The sequence below is a fragment of the Pseudovibrio sp. JE062 genome (genome assembly GCF_000156235.1).
In the GTDB taxonomy this organism is placed as follows: Bacteria; Pseudomonadota; Alphaproteobacteria; order Rhizobiales; family Stappiaceae; genus Pseudovibrio.
Genome location: NZ_DS996808.1, coordinates 19556 through 30384, shown reverse-complemented (window position 1 = coordinate 30384; position 10829 = coordinate 19556). Strand labels below are relative to the sequence as shown.

At 50.7% G+C, this 10829-nt stretch carries 10 protein-coding genes; 8 read left to right on the top strand and 2 right to left on the bottom strand.

All coding sequences use genetic code 11. The annotated features are described in order from the left end of the window. Positions 1-82: 82 nt before the first annotated feature. Both PJE062_RS10235 and PJE062_RS10230 read right to left on the bottom strand, forming a co-directional pair. Entirely contained in the window at positions 83-874 is a 792-nt protein-coding gene (locus tag PJE062_RS10235; protein ID WP_008549301.1) for an enoyl-CoA hydratase/isomerase family protein, read from the bottom strand. Position 875: 1 nt separating this feature from the next. Then, a complete protein-coding gene (locus tag PJE062_RS10230; protein WP_008548948.1) occupies positions 876-2066 on the bottom strand; it encodes a CaiB/BaiF CoA-transferase family protein in 1191 nt (396 codons plus the stop codon). Positions 2067-2419: 353 nt separating this feature from the next. Here PJE062_RS10230 and PJE062_RS10220 point away from each other — a divergent pair, with 353 nt between their 5' ends. The 8 genes from PJE062_RS10220 (at position 2420) to PJE062_RS10185 (ending at position 10790) form a co-directional block, all read left to right on the top strand. Beyond that, positions 2420-3424, top strand: a complete 1005-nt coding sequence (locus PJE062_RS10220) for a LacI family DNA-binding transcriptional regulator (protein ID WP_008549222.1) — start codon at positions 2420-2422, stop codon at positions 3422-3424. Between the two features lie 192 nt (positions 3425-3616). Further along, the gene (locus PJE062_RS10215; RefSeq protein ID WP_008549169.1) at positions 3617-4558 is read left to right on the top strand and encodes a C4-dicarboxylate TRAP transporter substrate-binding protein; all 942 of its coding nucleotides are present in this window, start codon (positions 3617-3619) and stop codon (positions 4556-4558) included. Between the two features lie 181 nt (positions 4559-4739). After that, entirely contained in the window at positions 4740-5204 is a 465-nt protein-coding gene (locus tag PJE062_RS10210; protein WP_008549104.1) for a TRAP transporter small permease, read from the top strand. Positions 5205-5206: 2 nt separating this feature from the next. Next, positions 5207-6529, top strand: coding sequence for a TRAP transporter large permease (locus tag PJE062_RS10205; RefSeq protein WP_008548910.1), 1323 nt, complete (start codon positions 5207-5209; stop codon positions 6527-6529). Positions 6530-6675: 146 nt separating this feature from the next. After that, the gene (locus PJE062_RS10200) at positions 6676-7806 is read left to right on the top strand and encodes an extracellular solute-binding protein (RefSeq protein ID WP_037036708.1); all 1131 of its coding nucleotides are present in this window, start codon (positions 6676-6678) and stop codon (positions 7804-7806) included. A gap of 26 nt (positions 7807-7832) precedes the next feature. Further along, entirely contained in the window at positions 7833-8591 is a 759-nt protein-coding gene (locus PJE062_RS10195; protein ID WP_008549034.1) for an SDR family NAD(P)-dependent oxidoreductase, read from the top strand. 2 nt (positions 8592-8593) lie between these two features. Further along, the gene (locus PJE062_RS10190; RefSeq protein ID WP_008549378.1) at positions 8594-9628 is read left to right on the top strand and encodes a zinc-binding dehydrogenase; all 1035 of its coding nucleotides are present in this window, start codon (positions 8594-8596) and stop codon (positions 9626-9628) included. Positions 9629-9839: 211 nt separating this feature from the next. Continuing rightward, positions 9840-10790 (top strand): sugar kinase, encoded by a 951-nt coding sequence (locus PJE062_RS10185; protein ID WP_008549276.1) that lies wholly within the window; start codon positions 9840-9842, stop codon positions 10788-10790. Positions 10791-10829: the final 39 nt, after the last annotated feature.

Genomic DNA, 10829 nt, shown 5'->3' with positions numbered 1-10829 from the left:
ACCCATGCTGACTGTCGCAAATGGACCTTTTCTATAACTAATGACGCTATCGGACATTTTTCTTCCTTCGCTATGAATTTTACTATTTGCCCTGAAACACAGGGTCTCGTTTCTCAATGAAGGCAGCGATGCCTTCTTTTCCGTCTTCGGTCGCGTAAAGAGCGCCCAGAACACGCTGCTCAAATGTCAGGCCAGCGCTCAGCGCTGCATCCAAGCCATCATCGTTGACGCGTTTACCTTCCCGCAAAGCTACGGGGGCTTGAGTTGCAAGAGTTTCTGCCAGTTCCATAGCGCGAGGCATCAGTTCATCAGGCGCGCAGGCTTCCAATGCGGCACCATACTCAACAGCTTCCTTCGCAGTGATCATGCGACCTGTAAGCAGGATTTCTTTTGCGCGCATCGGCCCAACAAGGCGTGGCAGTCGCTGTGTACCTCCGCCACCTGGCAGCAGGCCAAGTTTGATTTCCGGTAGGCCAAGTTTGGTTTTCTCGTTGACCAGAATGAAATCGCAACACATAGCGATCTCGAAACCGCCGCCCAGAGCATATCCATTGACTGCACAAATGGTGACTTGTGGCAGGTTCGCGATGGCATCAAAGGTCTGGCGGGAACGACGCTGGAAGTCGTCGAAGACTGTCTGGCCTACATTGTGGTAACCGGTGATATCTGCGCCAGCCACAAAACCGCGGCCAGTTCCCGTGATGATCAACACGCGAACTTCGTCTTTACGTGCATAAAGCTCATTCACATAATTGCCGATGGCTTCCTGAATATCGAAGTTGAGAGCACCCAGAGCTTCTTCCCGGTCAATGCGCAAGATCTCGATGGGACCTTTGCGCTCAAGTACCAAATGTTTATGGAGACGTTCTTCCATCTCAGAGTGCTCCAGCTTCGCTGAGTTTGCGATAGGTGTCCTCGCCCAGCATTTCAGTGATGACTTCTTCGGTGTGCTGGCCAACAGTTGGTGCAGCGGATTTTGTCTGGACTGGAGTTCCGTATAGCGTGATTGGATTGCCCACCGCTTTGACTTCGCCCGCTACCGGGTGTTGCATAGTGACCAGTCGGCCAGAATCCAGATCAACCAGTTCTTGCATGGCTTCATGCGCATTTCGGATTGGTGCTGCCCAAACATCCTGTTCGCGGAACTGTTTCATCCACTCTTCGGTGGTTTTGGCGACTGTCAGAGATTCAATGAGGCGTTTTGCTTCGTTGCGCTCTTCCCAGGAATCCAACTTACCGAGTTCCTCACTGCCAAGGATGTCGCCTAGTTTGTCCAGCGGGCACATTGCGATGCAGACCCAACCGTCTTTTGTTGGGTAGCTGCCGTAAGGCGCATCATTCCATGCAGATGCAATACCTGCTTCGGAGCGCTCCAGAGCGATGTCCTGATTGAGAACGGCAAAATTCTCCTGTCCCATCATGGCAAGGGTTGCTGAATAGAGGTTTGTTTCCAGCTTCTGGCCTACACCGTGTGTGTTGCGGGCGATGATTGCGCCGAGAATGCCAATCGCCAATGCTTGTGAGGCTGCAAAGTCTGCAACTGCGGTACCGCAAGCTGTTGGGGCGTCGCTCTTTTTACCGGTGTTGAACATAATGCCGGACATGGCCTGAATCAGAAGATCCTGCCCCGGCCAGTTGTCTTTAGCGAGATAGCTATAGGTGCCCCAACCGTTGCCGGAGGCGTAAATGATTTTCGGATTGACCTTTTTGAAGTCCTCGTATCCCAGCCCGAGACGATCCATGACGCCCGATCGGTAATTTTCGACGACAACGTCGCAGTTTTTTGCCATCTCAAGGAGCGCTGCACGGCCTTCTTCAGCCTTCAGGTTGACAGTGATGGAACGCTTGTTGCGGTTGAATGCATGAAATGCAGCACCATCACCGCCAACCAGCTCACCGAGAATAGGCATAGAACGAATCCATTCGCCTTTTCCCGGGCGCTCAACTTTGATGACATCAGCTCCAAGATCAGCCAGGTTTTGTGTGCACAGTGGACCAAGCATCATCTGCGTAAAGTCAAGTACTCTGATCCCTTCAAGAGCCCCAACCTGCTTAGCAGTACTCATTTTTACCTCTTTAGATTATCTCAATATTCAAAAACCCATGAGCTATCGCAGGCCGCAGGAAGCAACCCGCTCGAAACGTAATTTCGAGGCGCTAAGTGGGATAAATTGAAAGAAGCGAATGGCCCTGTTTTTGTGTGAAGGGTTCATCCGTTACGCCAAACGTTTCCCGAATTTTGAATTTTGTAAAGAGCAAAAAATATCTTTTTCAGAGAATCCGTATTCACGGGTACAACGTTTTACCACTCAAAAAAAATTTGGTAAAAGTGTTGAGCAATCGTTTTACCAATGCTACCAAAATTACGAGTTGATTTCGAATCGAGTTTTTTCGATGAGCCAACACAGGGGAGCCTAGGGTGGTTACAATAACAGACATTGCAAATCGTGCAGGTGTCTCTCCAAGCGTTGTGTCGAGGATCGTCAACGGAGATAAAAAACTCCGTGTTAGTACTGCAACCAGAGCACGCGTTCAGGCGATTATTGAGGAAACCGGATATAAGCCAAACGTGGCAGCCCGGTCGCTTCGATCCTCAGAAACAGGACTTCTTGCACTCGTTGTGCATGACATTACTAATCCCGTTTACTCAGAGATCGTTGCTGGCGCGCAAGCTGGTGCCTCTGAGTTCGACAAGATTATTTTGGTTGGAGAGGCTGATAGTCTTGGCGCCAACGTATCCAAGATTGAAAGCCTTATTGCCGGTGGCGGAGTAGACGGACTTATACTTCAAGGTGCAGGCACAGAGCTCGACAAAGCGATCGAGCATGCTGTCAGTCGCAAAATACCACTCGTTTTCCTGCAATCTGGCGACATCAACATTGCCCCGGTTCTGCGTATGGATGACCTTCTCGCAGGCAAAATGGCGACGAAGTATCTGATTGATCACGGACATAAGAATATCGGTGTTATCAGCACCAAAAGGAACCTTCAGTTCAGTGAGGCTCGATTAGATGGCTGGAAGCAGGCACTTGTGGAAGCAAGCCTGCCTATCAGTGAAAGCGCTATAGCTGCGGCAAATCCTAATTATGAGAGCGGATATCACGCAGCAAAGGAGCTGTTTGATCAACGCCCAGACATTACAGCGATTTTGGTATCGAACGCTATGTCAGCCGTGGGAGCACTGGCTTATCTGAACGATGCTGGAAAACGCGTTCCAGAGGATGTCTCTGTTATCGGTATTAATGACGTCAACTTGGCTGAGTTTGTTCGGCCGGCTCTGACAGTTGTGAAAATGCCTCTTCGCACTATGGGATTAGAAGCAGTGCGGATGATTTGCTCTGGCAAAACAAGTTCAAACAAGAAACTGGAAATTCTCGATCAAGCCCCATTGCTTGTAGAAAGATCGAGTGTCTCAAAAAGATAATAATCAAGTTAAGTGACTTTACACAGGGAGAAAATCGTGAAAAACGACGTTAAAAGATCATGCTTAACACTGGGCACTGCCCTTGGGAGTGCTGTATTTGCAGCAGCTAGTCTTGCATTAGTATCAACATCACTTGCAGATACCTTTTCATTTCGGGTAGGTTCCGGCCACCCTGTCAAAGGCCTCTCCCATATGGAAGCCTTGGAATATCAATTCCTTCCTGAAGTGGCCAAACGTGTTGAAGAGCGAACTGACCACAAAATCAAATGGATCAAAGCTTATTCTGGCTCACTGGTCAAACTGCCAGAAACTCTGGGTGCAACCCAGAAGGGTCTGATTGATATTGGCGTTATCAATTACCCTCATATCACTGAGCTGTTTGTTCAGAACTTCCCATTCTACTTCCCGTTCCAGACTGGCGACGCTGTTATGGCGACAAAAGCTGTACGCGCAACGTTTGATGAAGTGCCTTGGCTCACAAAGTCTTTCGAAGAAAAATATAACCAGAAGCTGCTCGCAATTGGTGCAAACGGCAACTACGGTATTGGCACAACCTTCCCATTTGAGAAGTTTGAAGACCTGAAAGGCAAGAAGGTTGGTGCGGGCGGACCAAACCTGCTGTGGTTTGAAGGCACTGGTGTTGCGCCTGTTACAACCAACCTGGGCGAAGCTTACAACGCTTTGAAGTCGGGCATTTATGACGGCCTGGTTATTTTCCCTGGACCTTACTATGGCTTCAAGCTGCAGGAAGTGGGCACGAACTTTACCGTGGCGAACTTCGGATCCCCATCTGCACTTTCCATCAATATGAATCTGGACCGCTGGAACAAGCTTCCAAAAGAAGTTCAGGACATCTTCCTCGAAGTTTCAGCTGAGTATGAAGTCCACTCTTCAGAGCTGGCGAACGAAGCAGATGCGAAAGGGCTAGAGCACCTGAAAGCGGCTGGCACAAACATCATCAACCTGCCAGTTGAAGAACAAGCAAAATGGGCTCGTGGTCTGGCTGAGTATCCAAACCGTCAGGCAGAAGAAGCAACCTCTCGTGGTGCTCCTGGCACCGAGATCTTCAGAACTTACATCAAGAACCTGAAAGAACTCGGCTATCAGTGGCCACACGAATACCAGATCAAATAGGACTGCGTTCGGCCGGGAGGTGATCCCTCCCGGCCAGTGGCGCCACTTGCTCTGAGTTTAAAGCGGCAAGTCATTGCAGGGCCTGATTCTGGATCCTCTGGTTATTTCCTACCTTTAGTGCGTATGTGGGGCGCAGATGACAATAAGAAGCGCAATAAGTGCCATAAACAGAGGGGTGTACATGTTGAGTGCGCTTCTAATACTGTTTGTCACTTCTTTGATTGTGTTGGATGTTCTGGGGCGTGGCTTATTCAATAAGCCTTTGACTGGCACAGTAGAAATTGTGAGCAATATTATTGTTGTTATCGCATTTCTTCAAATCTCTTACTCCATCCAGACAAATGGCATGTTCCACACGGACATGTTCGTAAATTTACTTCCCGAAGGCTTGAAGAAATTCGTTCGACTGCTCGGTGAGCTTGCAGGTGCAGCACTGCTCGGAATGATGATTTATGCCTCGTGGGAACCAATGCTGCACTCATGGAGCATTGGCGAGTACTTTGGCGGCGGCCAGTTTCGCTTTCCCGTCTATCCGGTAAGAACAGTCGTGGTTTTCTGCTGCTGTCTTGCCTTCCTCAATTACTTGCTTCGCGCCTTTGATGCTGTGACTGGCAGTAATTCCTCAGTTTCTCAAGAGGAGCTCTGATCATGTCCGAACTTACGCTTGTCTCCTGCATGTTTGGCGGTCTGCTGCTTCTGATCTTTGCTGGCTTCCATATCTTTGTCGCATTGGGCTTGGTAACAATCGCGGGTGTTTGGGCTTTCTCCGGCAGTTTTGATCTGGCCATGACGCTGCTCTCCACCACGCTGATTGAAGCATTGCGAGAGTACGTTTTTGCGGTCATTCCGCTGTTCGTTCTGATGGGTGAGTTTCTAGCGCGCAGTGGCGCAGCGAAAGACTTGTACAGGGTCATGAACAAGGCCTTCCGTCGCCTTCCTGGCCGGCTGGCTGTGGCAACAGTTGCTGGTAACACGGTCTTTGCAGCTGCTGTTGGTGTAAGCATTGCGTCTGCAGCGACCTTCACCCGGATTGCTTATCCGGAAATGAAGCAGCAGAACTACAATGACTCCATCTCTCTTGGCTGTATTGCTGGCAGTGCGTGTCTCGGCATGCTCATTCCGCCAAGCACGCTGTTGATCATCTATGGCATGCTCACAGAGATGTCGATTGGCAAACTCTTTGCTGCTGCCCTTATTCCGGGTCTTGCTCTGGCAACCTTGTTCGCGCTGTATGTTGTCGGACTGGCGATCTTCAGACCGGAATGGCTCGGTGAAACCAAGGGCAATGATCAGGTTCAGTACAATGAGGAACCACTGGGCCGTGTTGAATACATTGGCGGTCTGGGCACCATCTGTGTCATCTTCCTCGTACTTGGCGGTATCTGGTTTGGCTGGTTTACGCCGACTGAAGCTGCTGGCTTCGGTGCTCTGCTGGGCTTCATCTTGGCACTGATCAAAGGCTTGAAGAAAGACCAGATCGTTGAATCCATCCTGCACACAGGTCGCGTCTCAGCACCTTTGCTTTTGCTGCTAATCTTTGGTTCTTTCTATGGTCGTCTGCTGGCATTCGGCGGGGTTATTGATCTGGTAGATGGCGTGATTGGCGGCTGGGGTCTGTCTCCGGGAATGCTGCTGGTGGTGATGGTCTTTGTCTGGTTCATCATGGGCATGTTCATCGACTCCAACTCGATCATTTTACTGTCCATTCCGATCTTTGCTCCGATTGCAATCGCGGCAGGTTATGAACCCCTCCAGTTTGCAATCATCGCGATCCTGGCAATCGAAGCAGGTATCCTGACACCTCCACTAGGGCTCTGCGTCTACACGGTGAAAGCGGCGCTCAATGACCCCGCAATCAGCTTGGGTCAGATCTTCAAGGGGGCAGCACCCTACTGGATCATGCTGCTTATCCTGATCATCCTTCTGGTGAAGGTGCCAATGGTCACCAATTACCTGCCGAGCATCATGTAGCTCCCGACTTAGAGAAAGAGCCACCCTAAAGAGACTTCCCCTCTATGGCTCTTTCTCTGCTCCTCCCAAAACGAAGGCCTTTCTCGTCCGGTTCTGCATCCGGCCTGATCCTTCCAAAAAACAGAACACAGTTGCACAGAGATAAAATGATTAATTTCAAAGGTATGACGTGGGATCACCCGCGCGGTGTAGATCCTCTGATCGCAGCCTCAGAAGAATACAGCCGACGAAACCCTGGTGTTTCTTTCCAATGGGAGAAGCGCTCCTTACAGGCGTTCGGTGATCAGCCCCTCGACACACTCGCTTCCACCTATGACTTCATGGTCATTGACCATCCGCATGTTGGCGAAGCAAGTGAGCAAAATATTCTAGCCTCTCTTTCGCTGCCAGAGTACGCCGATGAACTTACTGATCTGGCCAAGAACACAATCGGCCCATCTCACGAAAGCTATGAGTGGAATGGAACGCAATGGGCACTGGCAATTGATGCTGCTGCCCAAGTGTCTGCCCGTCGCCGCGACTTGCTTGAGGAACCGGTGGCTAAGTGGGATGAGGTGATCCGCCTCGCAGAGCAGGGTAAGGTGCTCTATCCGCTGAAACCAGTTGATGCCATTGACGGCTTCATGAGCCTTTGCGCAAACGTTGGTGACCCATGCGGCACGACGCAGGAGTATCTGGTCATTCGCGAAACAGGACGGTTTGTGCTTGAGCAAATGCGCGCTGTCGCTAAGAACGTTTACACCTCCTGCTTCGACATGAATCCGATTGGCGCACTGGACATCCTGTCTTCCTGCGATGACTTTTCTTACGCGCCTGTGCTGTTTGGCTATGTCAATTATTCTCAGGCAGGCTTCCGCGAGAAGATCGTTCATCAGGAGAACCTGCCTGCCTTGGGTGATAACGGGCCTGTTGGTTCCATCATCGGCGGTACCGGTATCAGCGTTTCTGCTAAATGCACCCACAAAGAAGAAGCCATCAAGTTCGCTTACTGGCTTGCTGGCAAAGAATGCCAAACCGACGTTTACGTCCAGAACAACGGTCAACCCGGACATGCTGCGGCATGGAACGATGACGCGGCTAATGAGCTGTCAAATGATTGGTTCCGCAATGTCCGCGAGACGATGGACCGCAGCTGGCTACGCCCGCGTTATGCAGGCTTCCTCCCATTCATTGATGACGCAGGCGACTATGTAAACGCGTTTGTTCGCGGAGATATGGGCACAGAAGAGACCCTGCATCTCATCGACACAGCCTACCGAAAATCTTTCAAGTCCTGACAATACAAGCACAAACGAGAACAAAAATGTCCGTAAACTACGATTACAAAGGCAAACTGGTTGTTGTAACCGGTGGTGCACGTGGCCTCGGCTTCGCGATGGCGCAAAGGCTAATCAACTCCAATGCAAAGGTGGTGATCACTGATCTTCAGGAAGAGAGCCTCAAGTCTGCATGCGAGCAACTTGGAGAAAATGCCTCCCATCGCGTTCACAACGTGACGGCTTATGACAGCACACCTGCGCTTGTCGACGACATTGAAGCCAAGGAAGGCCCTATCTTTGGTCTGGTCAACAACGCTGGCGTTCACCTGAAAAAGCCAATCTGGGATGTGACTGATGAGGAATGGCTGAATGTAGTCAACATCAACCAGAACGGCTTGTTCGTGATGACCCGCGAAGTGCTGCGTTACATGCGTCCACGCAAGGATGGTTCCATCGTGAACGTATCATCCATGGGCGGTTTGCTGGCCCTGCCAACGGCACCAGCCTACGTCACCACAAAAACGGCAGTTATTGGTTTGACCCGTAACCTTGCTGTGGACTTGGGACCGGAAAACATCCGCGTCAATGCTATCTGTCCGGGCTTCATCGATACGGAAATGACCCGTGCAGTTCTGGATGGGGATCCAGTCCGCGGTGCAAAAATCAAAGGTCGCATCCCAATGCCACGCCTTGCCCAGCCTGAAGAGATCGCTGCGATGGTCGCCTTCCTTTGCTCTGAAGATGCAGCTTACGTCAACGGCCAGTCCATCGCCGTCGATGGCGGCTTTTCTGTAGGGTTCTGATCATGACTATCTCTTACACAAAATCTCTTTTGACCTCCGCAAAGACCATTGAAGTGGTTGAGGCAGAAATGCCTGAAACCATCGAAAAGGATCATGTGCGCCTGCGTTTGGCAACGGCAAGCATCTGTGGCACAGACATGCACTACTTCCGCCATTTCGCGAACTCCGGCTTCTACTTGGATTATCCTGTTACATTGGGCCATGAAGCCAGTGCTTATGTTGTCGATGCCAACGGTCACTCTTTTGAAACCGATCAGCTGGTCGCAATCAATCCGGTGATCGAGTGTGGTTCCTGTCCGAAATGTCAGTCTGGCGACATCAACATGTGTGCCACCAAGCGCTTTCCTGGTTCAGCAACCACAAAACCGCATATTGACGGGTTCTTTCGTGAGTACTTCGATTTTCCTGCCTGCTGTCTGCGTGCGGTTTCTCCGGATGCCAATCCTGAGCATTTGACATTTGCCGAACCATTGGCTTGTGCGATGCATTCAGTGAACCGCGCAGAGGTGAAAGCAGGCGATAAAGTTCTCGTCACGGGTATGGGGCCAATGGGTCTTCTAGCCACCATCGCGGCGCATGCATTGGGAGCGGAAGTGCACGCAACTGATCTGAATACTGAAGCCCTTGAAGCGGCTAAAGCTGTTGGGGCTTCCAAAGGATACCTAGGCGGCCCAGATGTAGATGTGAAAGTGCCTGAAAACCTATATGACGTGGTGATTGAAGCAAGCGGCTCACCGCACGCTTACAATCAGGCGCTGGCATCAGTGTGCAAGCAGGGCACAATCTCAATCCTGTCTTTGATCCAGCCAACGTCTGTTCCGATAAACTTACACCTCAACACTCTTAAAGAGGTCCGTTCCATCGGCAGCATCCTCTTCACCAACGAATATGATCAAGCTGTGAAGTTGATTGAATCCGGCTCGGTGAACTTTGATGCAATCATCGCCGGTCGCTATCCAATCTCACAGGTTCAGGAAGCTTGCGAGTTCATGAACAGCGGTAAAGCAGTTGGCAAAGTCCTCGTACAACGGGATTAAGAACCTCCCTGCCACTGGTGAACATCGACCTCACGAGGCGAACTAGGGGTAACCAGTGGCAGAAAAAGGACTATCAGTCTGCTCCTACAGGCTGATAGTCCGCAAATCGACCAAAAACAAACTTGATTCAAGCTTGGCTTTATGAAGCCAGGAACAGCGCCTTTGTGCCTTCTCACTCAACGGGAGAACACCAGGCGGCAGGAGATCTCCTATGAAAATTGTCGCTCTTGGTGAATGCATGATTGAATTGGCAGAGGCAGGTTCAGGCCAGTACAAGCAAGGTTTTGCAGGAGATACCTTCAACACCGCAGTCTATCTCTCCAGACAGTTTTCTCCTGATCTGGAAGTATCTTATCTCACTGGCCTTGGTTCAGATAGTTTCAGTCAAGCAATGCGTGCAGTCATGGTCAAAGAAGGTATTGATACTTCTCATATTATTGAGATCTCTGAGGGGCAGCCGGGCCTTTACATGGTGGAAACAGATGATGAAGGCGAACGCAGTTTCCATTACTGGCGTGAAAACTCGGCAGCTCGCCAGATGTTTGCTGGCTGGTCTGTTCATCAGATCTGCGAGTACTTGTCGCCATTTGAGATGATCTACTTCTCAGGCATCTCCCTTGCAATTCTGGACACAAAACAGCAAGACACTCTCATGAATGCCTTGCAAGAGCTTTCCGGATTCGCAAAAATCGCTTTTGATCCCAACTTCCGGGCCCGTCTTTGGCCCAATCAAGAGCGCTGCCGATCACTCTTCCAGACAGCAGCTTCCATAGCTGATATTGCCTTGGTCACGACTGATGACCACTTAGCTCTCTGGCAAGAAGACACCCCCAAAGCCATTGCCCAAAACTGGCGGGACTGGGGTGCAAAAGAAGTCATCGTCAAAGAAGGCGCCAACACCTGCATAATCCTGAACCAAGACGGTTTGACCGAAGCTCCACCTCCTCAAAAAATCACCCCAACAGACACCACCGGCGCCGGCGACTCCTTCGCCGCCGGCTACCTAGGCGCCCGCTTACTAAGCCAGCCCATCGGAAGCGCGGCAGTATTAGCGCATACTATAGCGGCCAAGGTGATACGGCATCCGGGAGCCATTGTTGATGAGGAGGTTTGGAGGAGGTCAAACTATTGCAAAAGGAAGATTGAAAGCTCAGATCATTAAGACGATCTAGTTTTAAACAGTGCGAAGTCGTAATGCAGG